Origin of the sequence: Anaeromicrobium sediminis (genome assembly GCF_002270055.1) — a bacterium.
Classification (GTDB): domain Bacteria; phylum Bacillota; class Clostridia; order Peptostreptococcales; family Thermotaleaceae; genus Anaeromicrobium; species Anaeromicrobium sediminis.
Genome location: NZ_NIBG01000006.1, coordinates 137,531 through 157,473, shown reverse-complemented (window position 1 = coordinate 157,473; position 19,943 = coordinate 137,531). Strand labels below are relative to the sequence as shown.

The window sequence follows — 19,943 nt, the reverse complement described above, 5'->3', positions numbered from 1 at the left end:
TCTTTTTTAACACATTGTCTCATTGATAATTGAAAATTTCTCGGGAAGTTTTTGTATACATTTTACAAATCAATTAAAACGAGGTTCGAAATATCGAACCTCTTTTATCTACTACTATTTTACAGCTACCTCTTCATCTATATATTCTTCCTTAAGAATTATATTAAGCAATAATGCAGTTATAGTTCCAGCACTTATCCCTGAAGAAAATAGACTCTTTAACACATTCGGTAAATGCTGTAAAAAATCAGGTCTTACAGTAACACCAAGGCCAATTCCTATAGATATGGCTAGTATAAGCATATTTCTATTGTTCAGCGGAACATTTTTGATGGTTTTTATACCAGCTGCTGCTACCATACCAAACATTATTATACCTGCTCCACCTAACACTGGATTAGGCATTATAGCTATGAGGGCTCCAAATTTAGGGAATAGTCCTAAAAGAATAAGTATTATACCTGATATTATTACTACAAATCTACTTGCCACCTTTGTTAAAGGAATTAAACCAACATTTTGACTAAAGGATGTATTAGGTCCTGCATTAAAAAAGCCAGCAATAAAGCTTCCTACTCCATCTGCTAAAATACCTGATGAAATTTCTTCACTACTTAGCTCTTTTCCAGAGGCTTCGCCAATAGCCATTAAACACCCTACTGTTTCAATAGTAGTAACTAGATAGGCTGTTATAAATGGAATCACAGCTGTTAAGCTAAAGGTAATTCCATACTTAAAAGGTGTAGGTATTGCCACCCATCCTGCATCCTTAATTGGTGTAAAGTCTAAAAGACCTAAAGGATAAGATATTATATAACCAAAGATCAACCCTAAAATGACTGCTGCTGAACTAAATATTCCCTTAGCATATCTATTCAATAACATGATTACAACCAAAACCGATACTGCTACAGAAACATTAGTTAAGCTTCCATAATCAGGAGCTCCATATCCTCCAGCAGCCCAATCAATAGATACTGGAAGCAATGTTAATCCGATTAACATGACCACTGTGCCAGTTACTATCGGTGGAAAAAACCTACGTAAAGGTTTAATAAAACGACTAAGGATAATTTCTACAAAGGACCCTAGTATTGTAGCTCCAAATATGCCCGGCAATCCCATTGTTGATCCAACAGCTATTGATGGTCCAACAAAGGTAAAATCAGTTCCCATTACACATGCAACCCTCGCTCCTACTATACCAATACCCTTTGCTTGAATAAAAGTAGCTATTCCCGCTGCAAATAAAGCAGCACTAACTAGAAAAGCCAAATCATTTACAGGTAAACCTAATACCCCTCCAACAACTAATGGAACCGCAACAATACCACCAAATGCAGCCATAATATGTTGAAATGCCAGAAGAATACTAATCTGAATAGGTGGTTTGTCATCAATCTTATACATAATTTCTGAACTAGCTCTAACCTTCTTGTTACCTTCCATTCGACATACCTCCAAATTTGTTAATTTAAATTACTATGTCACCTCCACCTTTTTATTTCTGAATTTTTTATATTTTCATATAATTATTTTCTAAATAATCACGAGTTAATCCTTTATAATAATTTTATAAATAGTTTTAATAGTGTTTTTCAACTGTTAAAGTTTTAACATCCTTCTTTGGATTTTTCACGTCTATAGCTTTCTATGTTATATGTGAGAGTCTAATGTTTTTTATAACTCATGTAAATTCTACACAAAATTATTCGTCGAATAAGCATACTTTACACATGTAAGTTGTAATTTTTTTATAATATGTTATTTCTTTACAATGAATGCTTGATTGAAAATATAGTAGCCCAGTTACAGGTTATTATAGAATTTTAAAAAGATGTAACTAATTTTAGTTACATCTTTTCATATCTACTTATTTAATTTGAAAGAACTTTTTAAAGCTACGATTCTATTAAATACTAATTTTTCATCAGTACTATATTTAGAATCCACATTAAAGTATCCATGTCTAAAGAATTGGAACTTATCTTGTGGTTTCGATTCAGCCATATTTGGCTCAATGAATCCTTCTAATGTTTCCATAGAATTTGGGTTTATACAATCTAAGAAATCTTTTCCTGGTTCTTGTGCTTCATCTAATAATAAAGGCTCATATAATCTAAATTCAGCTGGCACTGCACCCTTAGCATCTACCCAGTGAAGAGTTCCCTTTACTTTTCTTCCTGTAAATCCAGTACCACTCTTAGTTTCAGGGTCATAAGTACAATGAATTTCTACTACATTTCCATTTTCATCTTTAACTACATCATTGCATTTAATGAAGTATGCATGCTTTAATCTTACTTCATTTCCAGGATATAATCTATGATACTTCTTTGGAGGCTCTTCCATGAAGTCTTCTTGTTCTATATAAATTTCTCTTGAGAATGGAATCATTCTAGTTCCCATCTCTGGGTTTTCAGGATTAACTTCTGCTTCAAGCATTTCTACTTGATCCTCTGGATAGTTTGTTATAACCACCTTAAGAGGTCTTAATACCCCCATAGTTCTAGGAGCCTTTAACTTTAAGTCTTCCCTTATGAAATGCTCAAGCATTTGAGAATCTACAGTAGAATTATTTTTAGCAATTCCAATTTCCTTAGCAAATGTTCTTATAGATTCAGGAGTATATCCCCTTCTTCTAAGACCCGATATAGTAGGCATTCTTGGGTCATCCCAACCATCTACCACATCTTCATCTACTAATAATTTTAATTTTCTCTTACTCATAACTGTATTTGTCATATTAAGTCTTGCAAATTCATATTGATTTGGTACACATTCCATTTCACATTCTCTTACAGCCCAATCATAAAGTGGTCTATGATCTTCAAACTCTAATGAACATAATGAATGAGTTACACCTTCTATGGCATCTTCCAGAGGATGAGCATAATCATACATAGGATAAATGCACCACTCATCTCCCGTATTATGGTGAGTTGCATGAACTGTACGATAAATTACAGGATCTCTCATATTTAAGTTAGGAGAAGTCATATCAATTTTAGCTCTTAATACCTTTTCTCCATCTTTAAATTCACCCTTCTTCATACGCTCAAACAAATCTAAGTTTTCTTCTACAGATCTATTTCTATAAGGACTTTCCTTACCTGGTTCAGTTAAAGATCCACGATACTCTCTAATTTCCTCAGCAGTTAAATCACATACGAAAGCCTTATCCTTTTTAATTAATATTACAGCTCTATTGTACATTTCTTGGAAGTAGTTTGATGCATAATATAATCCATCCCAGTCAAACCCTAACCACTGTACATCTTTTTTAATAGACTCAACATATTCTACATCTTCTTTTACTGGGTTAGTATCATCAAAACGTAAATATGTCTTACCTTCAAACTCATCTGCCAGTTCAAAGTTTAAGCATATAGCTTTTGCGTGCCCAATATGTAAATAGCCATTTGGCTCTGGTGGGAAACGTGTCACTATTTCTTTATGTTTTCCTGACTTTAAATCATCAATAATTATATTCCTTATAAAATTTGAAGGAACATGATTATTCTCCATCGTCTAACAACTCCTTTTAAGTTCAAGTATAATCTTTATATAATGCGGCCTAATAGTACTTATTGTATTAGAAAGACACATGTATTTATTCCATTTATACAAATATATCACAAAAACTGTCTCTTTTCCAGTTTGTAAGGACCTACTCATAAACATATAAAAAAAATACTAATATTATATTAGTATTTTTTTCTATATGTTTAATAATTATTATATTTTTTATATGTCTTTTTTACCATTTTTCTATTTCTTTTCTCTCTGGTTTCTTATTGTTTTGTACCTTATGCCTACTGGCTAGTATATGACCTACATCATCTAAACTTACATCCATTTGAACCATAAGTACCATGAGATGATATACTAAATCTCCTATTTCTTCTTTCAAGTTTTCCTTATGCCCTTTACTAGCCTCTATTATGGTTTCTGTACATTCTTCTCCAACTTTTTTTAGTATTTTGTCTATTCCCTTTTCAAACAAATAGGAAGTATATGAACCCTCTTTAGGATTATCCCTTCTATTTTCTATGGTCTCATATAGACCTTTAAGTATATTATTCTCCATATAATCACCCTAATATTTTAGTATAAAAACAAGATTCTGCCCCTGTATGGCAAGCTACTCCATCTTGCTTTACCCCTATTAAAATAGTATCCCTATCACAATCAATATAAACTTCTTTCACATGTTGAAAATGTCCAGATGATTCTCCCTTGTTCCATAGCTTTTGTCTAGACCTACTATAAAACCAAGTTTTCTTAGTATCCATGGTCCTCCTAAAAGATTCTTCATTCATGTAAGCTAACATTAAAACCTTACCACTTTCATAATCTTGTATAATAGTAGGAACTAACCCCTTTGAAAAATCTATATTATATTCGCTCATATTAATCACAACCTTACAGGAATATTTTTTTCACCTAAATATTCTTTAACTTTTTTTACAGTAGATTCCCTATAATGAAAAATAGAAGCTGCTAAAGCTGCATCCACATTACATGAGTCAAACACTTCATAAAAATCTTCTATTTTACCACATCCCCCAGAAGCTATCACAGGTATATTAACTGCTTCACAGACAGCCTTAGTCAGTTCTATGTCAAAGCCACTTTTTGTTCCATCTCCATCCATACTAGTTAAAAGTATTTCTCCAGCCCCAAGGGATTCTACTTCCTTAGCCCACTGAACTAAATCCATGCCAGTATCTACACTTCCACCTTTTACATATACGTTCCAACCCATATTATCTTCTCTCTTTTTTCCATCTATAGCCACTACTATACATTGACTTCCAAATATTTTAGCACCCTCTGTTATCAACTTAGGATTTTTAACAGCACTAGAATTTATAGACACCTTATCAGCACCAGCCCTTAAGGTATTTTTTATATCCTCCACAGTATTTATTCCACCACCTACAGTTAATGGAATAAATACCTCCTTAGCTGTATTTTTCACCACATCTAACATAATATTTCTACCTTCTTGAGATGCAGTTATATCTAAAAACACAATTTCATCTGCCTTATGCATATTATACACCTTAGCAATCTCAACAGGATCTCCCACATCCTGTAACCCTACAAAGTTTACCCCCTTAACCACTCTTCCCATCTTCACATCCAAGCAGGGGATTATTCTCTTAGTAAGCACCTACATCACCTCTCCATTCTCATAACTCTTTTCAATCTTTTAATCAATTCATCATATACAAACTCCATCACTTACAAGGGAATATGAATAAAAAATTTTTAGAAGGTGGAGCATCAGAGCATCCTCTGCTGCAAACAATTATGAACCTTCTACCGTAAGTATAATATTCACATCCTATAGTCTGATAGTGACTTACCTTCTAAACGTTTTTATTTATATGACCGAAGTAAGTTCACATACCTCAATTTAGAACAATTTATTTACTAATCAAAATAGCCTCATCCAACTTTACATTCCCCTTATATATAGCCTTACCTACTATAGCACCACAAAAATCCTTTTCTCTCAAAGTCTTTAAATCATCCAAAGAACTTATTCCTCCTGATGCTACTATATCCATATTGATATTTTCCTTTAATTTAACTAGTTGTTCCACATTAGGCCCCTGTAATGTGCCATCCTTACTAATGTCTGTGAATATGATAGTCTTAACTCCTATCTTCTCCATCTCCTTAGAAAAGTCTATATAATCTATAGAACTCACATCAGTCCATCCATCCACTGCCACATAGCCATTTTTAGCATCTATCCCAACGGCTACCCTATCTCCATATTTCTCTACCACTTCTATTAAAAAGTCCTTGTCTTTAATGGCACTAGTTCCTAATATGACACGAGCAACTCCCATATTTATTAATTTTTCCACCTTATCCATAGTCCTAATTCCCCCACCTATTTGGACGGGAATATTTATACTTTCAACTATGGTTGCAATCACCTCTAAATTTACTGATTCACCCTTTAGAGCTCCATCTAAATCTACCATATGTAAAAATTCTGCCCCTAAAATTTCAAACTCTTTAGCAACTTTTAATGGGTCATTTCCCATAACTTCCACCCTATTAAAGTCCCCTTGATACAATCTTACACACTTTCCTTCCTTTATATCTATAGCTGGAAATATGATCATTTTACAACCTCCCAGAAATTCTTTAGTAATCTCATACCCACTACTCCACTTTTTTCAGGGTGAAATTGCATACCATATATGTTTCCCTTACTTACTATGGCTGGTATATTTATTCCATATTCACAATAGGCATCTACCACCTCGACTAGTGTCTCTGCATAATAGGAGTGAACAAAATAAACATAATCCTCATCTATATCCTTTAATATGTCACTTTTATTATTTATTTTTATATTATTCCAACCTATATGGGGCACCTTATAATCTACTTCCATTTTCTTTACCGTCCCCTCTATTAAACCTAAACCTTCTATTTCTTTTACCTCTTCTCCCTTTTCAAATAATATTTGCATTCCCAAACAAATTCCTAATATTGGTTTTTTAGTACTTTCTTTCTTGATGAGCTTATCAAGACCCATGTCCCTCATATTTTTCATGGCATCATAAAAGGCCCCTACGCCTGGAATTAATATGGCCTTGGATTTTTTTATTTCTTCTTTATTATTAGTTATCATAAAGGGAATATCTAAGTAATTTAGAGCATTTGATACACTTTGCAAGTTCCCCATTCCATAATCTATTACACTGATCATATTTTCACCCCTTAAATTTCAATTGAGCCCTTAGTAGAAAGAAGAGTATCTTCTATAGTTACTGCCTCTTTCAAGGCTCTTCCAAATCCTTTGAACAAACTTTCTACCTTGTGGTGATTATTTTTCCCATATAATATATTTAAGTGGGCCGTTATTTTACTGTTATATACTAAACTTCTAAAAAACTCTTCTATCATTTCCGTATCCAAATCTCCAAGCCTTTCCACAGTAAATTCACCATTAAATACTAAATAGGGTCTTCCACTCACATCTAAGGAAACAAAGGATAAAGTCTCATCCATAGGCGTATAGGTAGTGGCATATCGTCTTAACTTCATATTTTCCTTCAACCCTTCATTAATAGCACAACCTAGCACAATTCCCACATCTTCCACTGTATGATGACAATCCACATTTAAATCCCCTGCGGCCTTCACATTTAAATTAAATCTCCCATGCTTAGCAAACAACTCCAGCATATGATCTAAAAATCCTACCCCCGTATCAACCGAATACTTCCCACTCCCATCTAAATTTATCTCCACACTTATCTGAGTTTCTTCCGTCTTTCTCTCTAACCTGCCAATCCTACTCATCTCAATCTCTCCTTACCACTTCAAAACTCTAGCTACCTACTAGGATTCACACACCTTTAGTTTAGAAAAGTTTTTCTATAGATATACTCCTTCATAACTCAATAAACTCTGCTCACCTACGAAGTGAAATGAATCAAAAATTTTTCATAAGGCGGAACATCAGAACATCTTCCGATGTAAACAATTGTGAACCTTCTACCCTATATATTAAATTCACACTATTTAGTCTGATAGTGACTTGACTTTGAAACGTTTTGATTTATTGAACTGAAGTAGGTGTCTATACATTTAGCTTAAACACCACTTAAATATAACTTCATTCCTAAATTTTCAAAATTTCCTCTAAAAGCCTTTCATTCTCTTCCTCACTACCTATTGTTATCCTAAAATAATCCTTCAATTTCCCACTAAAATTGCGAACCTTAATGCCCTTATCTAAAAGTTTTTCATATATATAATCTGCACAATCACTTTTAATAAATATGAAGTTTCCATTAGGTTTTGTAGACTTTATCTTTGGATTATCCTTTAATTTTTCATATACTTTATCCCTTTCCCTTAAAACTCTACCTATATTTTCATATATTACTTCCCTATTTTTAAAAACCACTTTTCCCAATTCTCCACTTAATCCACTCACATTAAAGGGAGACTTTGCCTTTAAAATTTCACTTTTTAACCCTTTGTTACACATACAAAATCCTAATCTTAAAAATGCTAAACCTAGAGCCTTAGAACAAGTTCTTAGTACTATTAGATTCTCAAATTCATTAACCAAATCCACCACAGATTCACCTGCAAATTCCATATAAGCTTCATCTATAACTACTAGACAATCTACGCTATTTAGTAATCTTATTATGTCATTCTGGGCAATTATCTTCCCTGTTGGATTGTTAGGATTGGATAAAATAAACATGTCACATTTAGAATCATTTATTTTTTCTATAATTGAATCCACATATATTTCATCCACTGTATAGTCATATATTTCCTTAAAGTTTACACTTAATAATTGAGAATAGACCTTGTACATGGAGAAGTCAGGAAAAACCGTTCCTAACGTATCTCCCCTATTTAAAAAGGCATTAATAATAACTTGGATAAGTTCATCAGAACCATTTCCAGCCACTATATTAGCTTCATCTACACCTATATACTCTCCATATAACCTGCATAGGTCTTCACAAGAACCATCTGGATATCTATTTAAACTTACATTTTTTATAACCTGTGCCATTTCATCTTTTATTTTCTCTTCATATTCTAAGAAGTTCTCATTGGAATCTAACTTTATTTCATATTTTTCTTTTCCCACTTCATAGGGCTTTAAATTTTTTAAGTCTTCCCTTCCAAACTTACTCATTCTTCCAACCTCACTTTAATAGAATTTCCGTGTCCATCTAATCCCTCTACATTGGCAAAATTAATGATGTTTTCCCCAATACTCTCAAGAGCTTCCTTTGAATAATATATATAACTAGATTTCTTTATAAAATCGTCTACACCTAGTGGAGAGAAAAATCTTGCCGTTCCATTTGTAGGTAGTACGTGATTTGGACCTGCCATATAATCACCTAAGGGCTCTGGTGAATAGGCCCCTAAAAATACTGAACCTGCATTTTTAATTTGTCCCAAATATACAAAGGGATCTTTTACCATTAACTCTAAATGTTCTGGACCTATTTTATTAGCTACCTCTATGGCTTTTTCCATATTTTCCACTACAATTATTACGCCATAATCATTTAGAGATTTTTCTATAATCTCTTTTCTATTTCTTTCTTCAATCTGTCTCTTTAATTCTACTTGGACCTTTTTAGCTAACTCATCACTAGTAGTTACTAATATGGATGATGCCAATTCATCATGCTCTGCTTGAGATATTAAATCGGCACTTACAAACTTTTCATTTGCACTTTCATCTCCTATAACTAATATTTCACTAGGACCTGCTATCATATCTATGTCCACATCTCCGAATACTTGCTTTTTAGCTAACGCCACATAAATATTTCCAGGACCTACTATCTTATCTACCTTCTCAATAGATTCTGTCCCATAGGCTAAGGCTCCTACTGCCTGAACTCCACCTATTTTGTATATGTGATCTACCCCTGCCATATAGGCGGCTACGAGTACAGCTTCGTTAACTTCACCGTCCCTATCTGGTGGTGTTACCATAATGACCTCTTCTACACCTGCTACCTTTGCGGGTATTACATTCATTAGTACGGAGGATGGATAGGCTGCCTTTCCACCAGGTACATATACTCCAACTCTTTTTAAGGGTCTAATTTGCTGACCTAATATGATTCCCGTTTTTCCATTATCAATCCATGAATTTCTAAGTTGCTTTTGATGAAAGTCCTTAATGTTTTCTATGCTAATTTTTAATGCATCTATATAGGATTTATCTGCTTTTTCATAGGCCCTTTCCATTTCCTCTCTAGGTACTTTCAAATCATTTAACAATACCCTATCAAACTTATAAGTGTATTCTAAAAGGGCCGCATCTCCCTTATTTTTCACATCCATTAATATTTTATCTACATCCTGAAGTACATGTTCTTGTACTTCATTATCTCTCTTCTTCAAACTGTTCATATATTTTTCTATTTCAATTTCTGTTTTTAATATCTTCACGCTAGGGCCTCCTCTCCATAATTATTTAAGTAGTCTTCCAGTCTTCTAATAATAGAAGATATGTGCTCCTTTTTCATTTTCATACTGGCCTTATTAACTATCATCCTGGCACTTACATCACATATTTCATCTACTATTATTAATCCGTTTTCCTTTAAGGTTCTACCCGTTTCCACTATATCTACAACGGCATCTGTCAATCCCAGTATGGGAGCTATTTCCACAGATCCTTCTATACGAATTATTTCCACATCTTCTCCTCTATCTACAAAATACTTCCTAGCCACATTAGGATATTTTGTAGCTATCTTTTTTCGTCTATAAGAACCATCTAATTTAAATTCTGGTGTAGATGCTAAGGCAAATCTACATTTCCCTACTTTTAAATCTAACACTTCATAAAAATCTCGTGTTTCCTCTAATATAGTATCTTTCCCTACTATTCCCATATCTGCTGCCCCATGTTCCACATAAGTAAGTACATCTTTAGCCTTTACTAGTATGAACTCTAATGTATTATCATCACTTTTAAAAATTATTTTTCTACCCTTATTTTCCAGTTCCTTTGAATTTATACCAATACTTTTAAATATCTTAATGCTTTCCTTCTCAAGCCTTCCCTTAGTTAAAGCCACACGTACTACAGCCAACTTTACTCCCCCTCAAAAAAGTTTCTTACTTTATCATAATTAATTTCTGTAGTTTCTTTATTTTCTCTTATATATACTTTATCTAATGAGCCAATTTCTATTAAATAATCATATGATTTCTCTTTAAAATATTTAATACAATCCTCTTTAGAATCTAATAGGCACAATTCTACTTTATAAGTATCCCCTAACTCCTCATAAAGATAATTCCCTTCCTTTATAAAATCACTTTCGTACCAAATTAATATTTTCTTCTTTTTAACCTTATTTTCCACATCTACCAATTTCACTAATGAATCTATATTTATAGCCATACCCGTTGCTGGAATTTTTTCTCCAAAGGTTTCAAATAGTTTATCATATCTTCCACCACTTAAAACTATTTCACCTGAATTATTAACATACCCCTTTAACACAAGGCCTGTATAATAACTTATATCCTGTATCATACCTAAATCTATGGATAAGTATTTAGATAATCCTAATGAATCTACAAGACCATAAATATTTTTAATTTCTTCTAATGCATCCTTTCCATCTTTATCCTCAATTAGACTTTCCACTTCATCTATAATATCCATGTTCCCAAATAGATTAGGAAGCTTAGTCAGTAAATTTACGTGTTTATCTCCAAGATTCATATGAATATCTTTCAAAAAGTTCTTAATTCCTAAAGAATTTTTATTCTCCACAAGTTCCTTTAACTCTTTTTCCTTTTCCTTATTAAGATTTAATTTTCTAGTTATGGCCCTATAAAAGCCACTATGACCTATTTCTATTTTAAATTCACTAAATCCAAGTTCCTTCAGTGCATTTATGGATGTTACTATTACTTCCACATCTGCCTTTATACTTGAAGAACCTATTATTTCAATTCCCCCTTGGGTAAATTCATTTAATTTACCCTTTAGGCTTTCATTGATCCTATAAACATTACAAGTATAAAAAACCTTTGTAGGAGTGATTATACTCTTCATTCTTGAAGATATTATTCGCGCAATAGGAAGGGTCATATCCGGTCTTAAAACCAATATATTTCCCTTCCTATCTAGTAGCTTATACATGACCTCTTCATTTATAGGCCAAGCTCCTTGATTAAATAAATTATAAAATTCTAATGTGGGAGATATGATCTCATCATAGCTCCTGTTCTTAAAAACATTTCTTATGGTAGATTCTATTCTCTTTTTTTCCTTAGCCTCAGAGAATAAGACATCCCTAACTCCATCTGTGGTCACCCTCATATCTATAATTTCCTTTCATTATTCTTTTTATTTTTACTTTATTATGATAAAGCGTTAAAGTGGATATAGAAAAGAATAACAGTTAAACGAGTTAACTGTCAAGTGTTTTTTTATATTTTTTTATCTATATATATTCACATTTTCTTCTTTTATAATAAACGGGTCTTAAATTACAACTACTAGCCAATTCCATTGCCTCTTTAAAATTAACACCTATACTTTCTGTAGTGTGTCCATCAGAGCCTATAGTTACAGTTTTTCCACCTAGTTCATAGAATCTTTTATAAGTATTAAATAACTCATTTAAAGTACTTCTATTTCCAAGTCTTCTCGTATTTATTTCTAAAGATTTCTCCCTCATTGCCACTTCTCTTAATATTTCATCTATTACTTCCCTATAGTCATCATAATATATTTCCGTATCATCATACTTTGCATATCTTCCTATATAATCTATATGGGCTAGACTATCTATGAACTCATTTTCCCTAACTCCATCTAACATGGCTTTAAAGTATTCTACATAAGCTTCCTTTTTACTTTTTTCTAAATAAAATCTTTCTTCATATATATCCACACTATTTACCACATGAATAGAGCCTAGTACATAATCGAAATCATAATTCTTTTCTAAATTTCTATTTTCGTCTATGGCATCAGGTCTCAAACCCATTTCTATTCCCAATAAAACTTTATCACTTCTATATTTTTCATATCTATTAAAAAAATCATCCACATCAAACACAAATAAATTATCTTTTGGATAATTTATATCCATATGATCTGTTACAACCATTCCTATACCTAATCCTTTAGCTCTTTTTATAGCATCTTCTATGGGCATCTTGCAATCATCAGATATGCTAGTATGTACATGTGTATCAAACATTCTTACCCCTCCTTTTGAAAATATCAGCTATATTGTATCATATTAATTCTAAGAGTCAATTTTAAAATTTCCTAAACTAAAAAAAGTAATTACCCCAAGAGGTAATTACTTTTTATAATAAACTATATTTTTTATAACATAAGAGCTCCTATAACACCAAATATTACAAGTGGAATATTAAAGTGAAGGAAAGTTGGAACACACGTATCCCAAATATGATCATGTTGTCCATCTACACTTAATCCTGATGTAGGTCCTAATGTACTATCTGATGCTGGTGAACCTGCATCTCCTAATGCAGCTGCTGTACCTATTAGTATAGCTGTAGCAAGAGGGCTAAAGTTTAATTTTAAACAAAGAGGTACATAAATAGTTGCTATAATTGGAATAGTTCCAAATGAAGTACCTATTCCCATAGTAATGAATAAACCGATTAAAATCATTACTACTGCACCTAATAACTTACTTCCACCAATAATACTAGCAGTTGAAGTTACTAGACTATCTACACCACCTGTTTCTCTTATGACACTACCATAACCTGCTGCTACTAACATAACAAAGGCTATGAAACCCATCATTTTTATACCGCCGCTCATCATATCATCCATCTCAGACCATTTAATAGCTCCACCAGCAATCATAATTACTAGTCCTACTAAAGCTCCAAGAGGTAATGATCCTATAGTAAGCTGTATCACTAATGCAGCTACAGCTCCTATTAATGCTACAAAATGATTCTTTCCAAATACAATTTCCTTTTCCATAGTAGCTGCCGCTTCATCAGCAGCACTTATGTCTTCATATGTTCTAGGCTTTCTATAAGTTATAAGTACGGCTATTAATAAACCTACTAACATTCCAAGACCTGGCATCCACATACCTTTCCATACGGCTGTTTTTGCAATTGCCATTCCATTGTTAGTCATTTCATCAGCGATTATTCCGTGGAATATTAGTCCAAATCCAATAGGTAGAGCAATATATGGAGTTTTAAGTCCAAATGTTAAAGCACATGCAACTGCTCTTCTATCTATTTTTAATTTATTCATTACTCCTAATAGTGGAGGTATTAATATTGGAATAAATGCAATATGAACAGGTATTACGTTTTGAGAAAAACAACTTATAAAGGCAATTATAAAAACTAATATTTTTCCTCTTCCAGAAATTGCTGAAGCTATCTTTTTAGATAAAATCGTAGCTAAACCAGTTTTATTTACTGCCACTGCTAGTGCTCCTAGTAGTATATAACTTAAAGCAGTTTCTGCATTACCACCCATACCACCAATTAAAATACTCATTACTTCAGATAATGGTATGCCCGCTAATAATCCTCCTATAAGACCAGAGATTATTAGGGATAGAATTACATTCATTTTCATTAGACATAATATGGTCATTACAAATACTGATATTACAACTGGATTTGTCAACATAAAATTCTCCCCCTTATTCTTTTTATCATACTGCCAACAAAATTCATTCAATGTTCTTATTGACAGGTTGATTTCAATGCTTAATATTTTCTTTGTCATACAAGGGCTTTTGTGATTCTTATTATAGAATTAACATTCTCAATTTTGCCACCTCTTACAAATATTCTTTGCATTTTTTTCTAGGTAAAAGGTTTTCACAATCACACGATGCCACTTTTTCTGATTTACTAATTCTTTTTTCAGACTTTTCTAACTCTATATCCATCATAATATCTAATGCATATTTTGTCAAATACTTAGATATATATTCAAACAACTTACAGTAGTACCACTTTATTCATATAAAGCAATTTCCTTGCATCCACTTCACTTCTCTTTCATTTTATCATACTAAAGTAGTATAGTTGAAAATAAAGTAAATTCAATATTTTCTGTATATTTATGCATTTTCACAATGTAAATGCATGCCTCTTAGCTAAATTTAGCATAATTTTCAGTACCGAATTGGTCATTGCAAATATTATTAACCCATGAAACTTACCATTTCATTAATTGTTTTCAATATATTATCTTTAGCAACTACTAAATTATATCTATCCAACTATTGACTAAAAATCAGTGTTCGTTGCAGTAATATGTGATTATTCTGTCTTTATGTTTACGTAATTTCTGCAAAGGGCTCTTTTCACTAAACTCTTAATAGTAGCCTCTTTTTATAAAAACTTGAGTGAAAAATTACTAATTTGAGTAAAAAATCACTCAATTTTAGTTTTAAAAATTGATCAAAATTTAGAAGAATGCAGTAATTTCAACAAAAAATTAAGATGGCATATATATTGCTACTATATATAACATGTAGCACTCATAGTCTACTTTAAATACAAAATCTATTAAATAGGAGGTATTATGATTGAAAAAAGTTATAAAAAAATCTAGTAATGATAATGTGGCAACCGCATTAGAAAGTATTAATTCTAGTGAGAAAGTACAAATAATTTCTGATAAGAATGAGAATTTAGGAGAAATTGAAGCACTTGAATCAATTCCCTTTGGTAACAAAATAGCACTTGTCCATATTAAAGATAGTGATGAAATAATAAAATGTGGATTTTCTATTGGTATAACAACAAAAGAAATTTCAAAGGGAAAATTAGTTCATGTTCATAATGTGGAAAGTCAAAGAGTTGACATACCAGCAATGGCAAAAAAAGAAATTATAAAACAAATGGGAATTAAAGTAGATTAATTTTTTTAGTATGTGATAAGTGAAGGAGAGACAAATATGAAACTTAATGGATATTTAAGACCAGATGGCAGCGTAGGTGTTAGAAATCTAATTTTAATTATTGCAGTAGATGAATGTTGTGAGGGTATTGCAAGAAAAATTTCTGAAAAAATAGATAACTCTGTAGTGGTTACAAATTATTATACTTGTATGCTTGGAGGAAATGAAGAAACCTTAAGCAATATGATTAATGCTGGATGCAACCCAAATGTTGCAGGGGCATTAGTATTAGCTATGGGATGTGGAAGTATAGACCCTAATTTAGTAGCAGGTCCCATAAACAATGCAGGTAAGTTAGCTAAAACTTTAACTTGCATTAAAAACACTGGAACAAGAAACACAATTAATAAAGGAATTGAGTTGGCAAAAGAAATTGAAGAGTATGCTAATACTTTTAAACGTGAACCTGTGGATATTTCAAAACTAATCGTTGGTGTTAAATGTGGTGGCTCTGATACCAGTTCAGGTATTGCATCTAATCCAAGTGTGGGAAAATCAGTTGATCTATTAGTAGATGCAGGAGCAACAGCTGTATCTGGTGAGTTATTTGAACTTATCGGATGTGAAGACGCCTTATGTAATAGGGCGGTTAATGATGACGTTGCTCAGAAGATTAGGAAGCTAATTGCAGATGAAGAAAAAAGATGGAGCGTACCAGGAGCAGACCTTGAAACTATGAGTGTTGGTAACAGTGTTGGTGGACTTACAACAATTGAAGAAAAATCACTTGGTGCCCTTCATAAAACAGGTTCAAAACCAATTCAAGGAATTCTTCAGTTTAATCAGATGGGATATGAGAAGCCTACAAAGCCTGGAATGTATTTGTCAGAAGCAACAATGCTTTGTGGTGGATCTGCAATGCACTTTGCAGCAGTAGGTGCTCAAATTATATTATGGACTAGCGGTGGAGCTGGATTTAATAATCCTCTAGTACCAGTTATACGTGTAAGCGGAAATGAAGATTTAATAAATGAAGATATAGATATTGATGCAACAGACATAATGAAAGGTTTAAAATCATCTGATGAAATTGGAAAAAGAATTTTTGATGAAGTAATTGAAGTGGCTAATGGAAAGAAAACTAGTATAGAAGATATTGGATATTCTTATTGTAGTCTTATTCAAAAGGATATACGACTTGAACATTATTTAGGTATCAAATTAGATAAATGTAAATAAGGAGGATTTAGGATGAAAAAAATTGATAAACTATTAATCTCAATCAGTCTTAGTGTTGTATTAGCTATAGTAGGCTTATTGTATTTTAAACCAGATGAATCACAAGCTGTGGCAAACGTTATTTTTGGTAAGATGACAAATTGGTTCGGATCAGCCACATTATTGTTCACATTCTTTGGTTTCATATTATTAGTATATGTTGCCATTAGTAAGTATGGAAATATTCGTTTTGGCGATAGTGAACCAGAGTATTCCACATTTAAATGGGTTTCTATGATGATTAGTTGTGGCCTTGGTTCTGCTACCATATACTGGGCATTCATTGAATGGGCATATTATATTGGTACTCCCGGTTTAGGTATTGAAGCAAATACACAAAGAGCCTTTGAAATGGCCCTTCCATATAACATGTTCCATTGGGGATTTAGTGCCTGGACATTATATGCTTTAGTGGGTTTACCAATGTGCTATCATTTTCATGTGCGCAAAAACAAAGGATTAAGTCTTAGTTCTATAATAAGTGAAATTACTGGTATTAAGCAAAATGGAATTATAGGTAGAATTTTAGATGTTATGTTTATTTTTATATGTTTTGGCGGATTAAGTATTACATTAGGAGTATCAGTTCCGTTGGTTTCTCAGGTTCTTTCAGCTGTACTAGGAATTACACCTTCATTCATGATGAATATAGTGCTTATTTTAATAATATCTGTAGTTTACTCCTTAAGTTCATATATTGGAATACAAAAGGGAATGGCTATGATATCCAATATGAATACTAAGCTTGCCATAGGGTTTTGTGTAGGAATTGTAATACTTGGACCAGGGTTATTTATAATTGCTAATACAACAAATGCCTTAGGTTTAATGCTTCAAAACTTTGTACAAATGAGTCTGTATACAGATCCAATAGGAAAAACAGGATTTCCACAGTCTTGGACTATCTTCTACTGGTTATACTGGATCACTTACGCGCCATTTACAGGAATATTCATAGCAAAGGTTTCAAAGGGAAGAACTTTACGTTCAGTTGTAACGAATACCATAATTAGCGGAAGTGCTGGTTGTTTCTTCTTCTTTGGTGTAATATCTAGTTTATCCCTTGATCGTCAATTAAGGGGAATCGTTGATATGGTTAAGATGCTAGGTGAAGGAAATGATACAGTTGCAATCATAGAAGTATTAAGGACTTTACCTTTTAGTGGAATCTTCATGTTAATATTCTGCATTGTTTCCGTATTATTCCTTGCAACAACTTTAGATGGAGCTGCCTTTACAATGGCATCAACGGCAACACCTGGGCTTAAGGAAAATGAAGAACCTCATCCTATGCATAGATTATTCTGGTGTGTTGCATTAGCTCTTGTTCCACTAACATTGATTTTTATCGGAGCAAATCTTAATACTATAAAAACTGCTGCTATTATTACAGGTATTCCAATTCTTGTAATTATGATTGTTATGATTATTGGTTGGATGAAGTGGATGGCGAAAGATTTTGATTCTCTATCTATAAAAAAAGAGCAGGTTTAATTTCTAAAGCCTGATGTCAACAAGATATCAGGCTTTTTTTACACTTTATATGGCATAATTTTTTTAAAATTAGATAGGCTATAAATAGGTTTTATATGCAGAAATTTTATATTTGCATGCTACTTTCCAGAGATTTTGAAATTATATTCACGTAGTATATACTAAGATTATTAAAAAAATTAGAGAATTTATTGTGCTTAAAAAACCTATGTTATAATTTATGTTAAATTCAATTATAGTATTTAAAAAAATATTATAGCTAGAAATAGTATAACAGTTTAATAATAAAAAAATATCTAATGTGAGGTTAGAAATGGATAAACAATTTAGTGGAAATAATAAGGAAGAAGTAAAAAGTTTAATTTCTCCTGAAAAGCTAAAAAAGATATTAGATAATGCCTACGACGAAATTTTTGTTTATGATAATAACTATGATGTAGTTTATGTGAACAGAGCATGTGAAAGGCATTACGGCATGAAAGCAGAAGCCATTATTGGGAAAAACTTTTATGAATTAGAGGATGATGAAAATTGGTATCCTTCCGTATTACCTATGGTTTATAAGAAAAAAAGAAGAATGACTATTGAACAGAAATCCTATCTTGGACAAACACTAATTACAACAGCAGTACCTGTATTTGATGATGATGAGAATATCGAATTTGTAGTTATGAGTGTAAGAGATACTCTCCCTGACATAGCCTTAATAAGAAATGAATTTGAAAAAAATCAAGATAATCTTAGGAAAAAAAAATCAAAGAAATTAGAACGTGATGAAATTGAAATAGTATCAGATAAAATCATTCACAAAAGTGATAGTATGAAAGAATTGATTAGCTTCACAAATAGAGTTTCTAAGGTTGATTCTACAATAATGATTCTAGGTGAATCGGGGGCAGGCAAAGGAATCCTTGCAAAGTATATACATAGTATGAGTAAGCGCTGTGATAAATCAATCCTAACCTTAAATTGTGCTGCAATACCTGAAGATTTGCTTGAGTCAGAATTGTTCGGTTATTCTAAGGGAGCCTTTACTGGAGCGGATTATGGTGGAAAAGTAGGACTATTAGAATTGGCAGATAAAGGCACATTATTCTTAGATGAAATCGGAGAACTTTCTCCAAGACTTCAAGCAAAGCTTTTACATGTAATTCAAGATAAACAATTTATCCCTATAGGAAGCAAGGAAATAAAAAGTGTTGATATAAGAATAATAACTGCCACTAACCGTGACTTGCTAGAACTTATAGAACAGAAGCAGTTCAGAGAAGATTTGTATTATAGACTAAATGTTGTTGAAATTGATATACCACCCTTAAGGGAAAGACCAGATGATATTATAGCATTAAGCAATTATTTTATAAATAAATTTAATAAAAAGTATGAGCGTACTTGCAGTATATCAAAAGAATGTATGAATTTTTTCATTAGATATCATTGGCCTGGGAATGTGAGACAGCTCATGAATGCAGTTGAGCGATTAGTTGTAACATCAATTAAACCTACTATTGAAATTAACGATCTCCCAAAAGTATTTTTTAGAAAGTTAGAGTCGGATAATAGGTATTTTCCTGAATCTTATGCTTCTGCTAAGGAGAGCTTTGAGAAAGATTTAGTTATTAAAGCTTTTAAGCGATTTAAAACTACTCGAAAAGTATCAGAAGCACTAAAAATAAGTCAGAGTAAAGCATCCTATCTTAAACGAAGATATTGTCCTTCCGAATAAAATAACCACTATAA

General features: G+C 32.3%; 19 protein-coding genes. 4 read left to right on the top strand and 15 right to left on the bottom strand.

All coding sequences use genetic code 11. The features are described 5' to 3' along the window. Positions 1-114: 114 nt before the first annotated feature. The 15 genes from CCE28_RS09125 to CCE28_RS22215 form a co-directional block, all read right to left on the bottom strand. Positions 115-1,449, bottom strand: coding sequence for a nucleobase:cation symporter-2 family protein (locus CCE28_RS09125; RefSeq protein WP_095133188.1), 1,335 nt, complete (start codon positions 1,447-1,449; stop codon positions 115-117). A 420-nt stretch (positions 1,450-1,869) separates the two neighbouring features. Next, complete coding sequence (locus CCE28_RS09120) at positions 1,870-3,528, bottom strand: glutamine--tRNA ligase/YqeY domain fusion protein (protein WP_095133186.1); 1,659 nt, start codon at positions 3,526-3,528, stop codon at positions 1,870-1,872. Between the two features lie 232 nt (positions 3,529-3,760). Further along, positions 3,761-4,090 (bottom strand): phosphoribosyl-ATP diphosphatase, encoded by a 330-nt coding sequence (gene hisE / locus CCE28_RS09115; RefSeq protein ID WP_095133184.1) that lies wholly within the window; start codon positions 4,088-4,090, stop codon positions 3,761-3,763. 4 nt (positions 4,091-4,094) lie between these two features. Beyond that, positions 4,095-4,412, bottom strand: a complete 318-nt coding sequence (hisI, locus tag CCE28_RS09110) for a phosphoribosyl-AMP cyclohydrolase (RefSeq protein WP_095133182.1) — start codon at positions 4,410-4,412, stop codon at positions 4,095-4,097. A gap of 5 nt (positions 4,413-4,417) precedes the next feature. Continuing rightward, on the bottom strand, positions 4,418-5,179 hold the full coding sequence (hisF, locus tag CCE28_RS09105; protein ID WP_095133180.1) for an imidazole glycerol phosphate synthase subunit HisF: 762 nt from the start codon (positions 5,177-5,179) through the stop codon (positions 4,418-4,420). 256 nt (positions 5,180-5,435) lie between these two features. Next, a complete protein-coding gene (gene hisA, locus CCE28_RS09100; protein ID WP_095133178.1) occupies positions 5,436-6,149 on the bottom strand; it encodes a 1-(5-phosphoribosyl)-5-[(5-phosphoribosylamino)methylideneamino]imidazole-4-carboxamide isomerase in 714 nt (237 codons plus the stop codon). Continuing rightward, complete coding sequence (gene hisH / locus CCE28_RS09095; protein ID WP_095133176.1) at positions 6,146-6,742, bottom strand: imidazole glycerol phosphate synthase subunit HisH; 597 nt, start codon at positions 6,740-6,742, stop codon at positions 6,146-6,148. Before hisH ends, hisA begins: the two co-directional genes overlap by 4 nt. An 11-nt stretch (positions 6,743-6,753) precedes the next feature. Continuing rightward, the gene (hisB, locus tag CCE28_RS09090; RefSeq protein WP_095133174.1) at positions 6,754-7,338 is read right to left on the bottom strand and encodes an imidazoleglycerol-phosphate dehydratase HisB; all 585 of its coding nucleotides are present in this window, start codon (positions 7,336-7,338) and stop codon (positions 6,754-6,756) included. A 322-nt stretch (positions 7,339-7,660) separates the two neighbouring features. Next, positions 7,661-8,704 carry a histidinol-phosphate transaminase gene (hisC, locus tag CCE28_RS09085; protein ID WP_095133172.1) on the bottom strand — a complete coding sequence of 348 codons (1,044 nt, stop codon included), beginning with the start codon at positions 8,702-8,704 and terminating at the stop codon, positions 7,661-7,663. Next, positions 8,701-9,984, bottom strand: coding sequence for a histidinol dehydrogenase (gene hisD / locus CCE28_RS09080; protein WP_330396834.1), 1,284 nt, complete (start codon positions 9,982-9,984; stop codon positions 8,701-8,703). Before hisD ends, hisC begins: the two co-directional genes overlap by 4 nt. Continuing rightward, entirely contained in the window at positions 9,981-10,634 is a 654-nt protein-coding gene (gene hisG / locus CCE28_RS09075; protein ID WP_095133170.1) for an ATP phosphoribosyltransferase, read from the bottom strand. Before hisG ends, hisD begins: the two co-directional genes overlap by 4 nt. Positions 10,635-10,636: 2 nt before the next feature. Continuing rightward, on the bottom strand, positions 10,637-11,878 hold the full coding sequence (gene hisZ, locus CCE28_RS09070) for an ATP phosphoribosyltransferase regulatory subunit (protein ID WP_095133168.1): 1,242 nt from the start codon (positions 11,876-11,878) through the stop codon (positions 10,637-10,639). 124 nt (positions 11,879-12,002) lie between these two features. After that, on the bottom strand, positions 12,003-12,767 hold the full coding sequence (locus CCE28_RS09065; RefSeq protein ID WP_095133166.1) for a histidinol phosphate phosphatase: 765 nt from the start codon (positions 12,765-12,767) through the stop codon (positions 12,003-12,005). A gap of 131 nt (positions 12,768-12,898) precedes the next feature. Then, complete coding sequence (locus CCE28_RS09060; RefSeq protein ID WP_095133164.1) at positions 12,899-14,206, bottom strand: Na+/H+ antiporter family protein; 1,308 nt, start codon at positions 14,204-14,206, stop codon at positions 12,899-12,901. Between the two features lie 154 nt (positions 14,207-14,360). Next, positions 14,361-14,522, bottom strand: a complete 162-nt coding sequence (locus CCE28_RS22215) for a hypothetical protein (RefSeq protein ID WP_176461743.1) — start codon at positions 14,520-14,522, stop codon at positions 14,361-14,363. 594 nt (positions 14,523-15,116) lie between these two features. Between CCE28_RS22215 and CCE28_RS09055 the strand changes: the two genes are divergently transcribed. The 4 genes from CCE28_RS09055 to CCE28_RS09040 all read left to right on the top strand — a co-directional run bounded on the left by CCE28_RS09055 (position 15,117) and on the right by CCE28_RS09040 (position 19,929). Beyond that, positions 15,117-15,452 (top strand): UxaA family hydrolase, encoded by a 336-nt coding sequence (locus tag CCE28_RS09055; protein ID WP_095133162.1) that lies wholly within the window; start codon positions 15,117-15,119, stop codon positions 15,450-15,452. Positions 15,453-15,488: 36 nt separating this feature from the next. Then, entirely contained in the window at positions 15,489-16,670 is a 1,182-nt protein-coding gene (locus CCE28_RS09050; protein ID WP_095133160.1) for a UxaA family hydrolase, read from the top strand. A 12-nt stretch (positions 16,671-16,682) separates the two neighbouring features. Further along, a complete protein-coding gene (locus CCE28_RS09045; RefSeq protein WP_095133158.1) occupies positions 16,683-18,203 on the top strand; it encodes a BCCT family transporter in 1,521 nt (506 codons plus the stop codon). Positions 18,204-18,516: 313 nt separating this feature from the next. Next, complete coding sequence (locus CCE28_RS09040; RefSeq protein WP_095133157.1) at positions 18,517-19,929, top strand: sigma-54 interaction domain-containing protein; 1,413 nt, start codon at positions 18,517-18,519, stop codon at positions 19,927-19,929. Positions 19,930-19,943: the final 14 nt, after the last annotated feature.

What these genes read in the sequence shown, in the direction of transcription:
- CCE28_RS09125 (WP_095133188.1), bottom strand. Translation starts at nt 1,449, where the DNA reads ATGGAAGGTAACAAGAAGGTTAGAGCTAGTTCAGAAATTATGTATAAG.
- CCE28_RS09120 (WP_095133186.1), bottom strand. Translation starts at nt 3,528, where the DNA reads ATGGAGAATAATCATGTTCCTTCAAATTTTATAAGGAATATAATTATT.
- hisE (WP_095133184.1), bottom strand. Translation starts at nt 4,090, where the DNA reads ATGGAGAATAATATACTTAAAGGTCTATATGAGACCATAGAAAATAGA.
- hisI (WP_095133182.1), bottom strand. Translation starts at nt 4,412, where the DNA reads ATGAGCGAATATAATATAGATTTTTCAAAGGGGTTAGTTCCTACTATT.
- hisA (WP_095133178.1), bottom strand. Translation starts at nt 6,149, where the DNA reads ATGATCATATTTCCAGCTATAGATATAAAGGAAGGAAAGTGTGTAAGA.
- hisH (WP_095133176.1), bottom strand. Translation starts at nt 6,742, where the DNA reads ATGATCAGTGTAATAGATTATGGAATGGGGAACTTGCAAAGTGTATCA.
- hisB (WP_095133174.1), bottom strand. Translation starts at nt 7,338, where the DNA reads ATGAGTAGGATTGGCAGGTTAGAGAGAAAGACGGAAGAAACTCAGATA.
- hisC (WP_095133172.1), bottom strand. Translation starts at nt 8,704, where the DNA reads ATGAGTAAGTTTGGAAGGGAAGACTTAAAAAATTTAAAGCCCTATGAA.
- hisZ (WP_095133168.1), bottom strand. Translation starts at nt 11,878, where the DNA reads ATGAGGGTGACCACAGATGGAGTTAGGGATGTCTTATTCTCTGAGGCT.
- CCE28_RS09065 (WP_095133166.1), bottom strand. Translation starts at nt 12,767, where the DNA reads ATGTTTGATACACATGTACATACTAGCATATCTGATGATTGCAAGATG.
- CCE28_RS09060 (WP_095133164.1), bottom strand. Translation starts at nt 14,206, where the DNA reads ATGTTGACAAATCCAGTTGTAATATCAGTATTTGTAATGACCATATTA.
- CCE28_RS09050 (WP_095133160.1), top strand. Translation starts at nt 15,489, where the DNA reads ATGAAACTTAATGGATATTTAAGACCAGATGGCAGCGTAGGTGTTAGA.
- CCE28_RS09045 (WP_095133158.1), top strand. Translation starts at nt 16,683, where the DNA reads ATGAAAAAAATTGATAAACTATTAATCTCAATCAGTCTTAGTGTTGTA.
- CCE28_RS09040 (WP_095133157.1), top strand. Translation starts at nt 18,517, where the DNA reads ATGGATAAACAATTTAGTGGAAATAATAAGGAAGAAGTAAAAAGTTTA.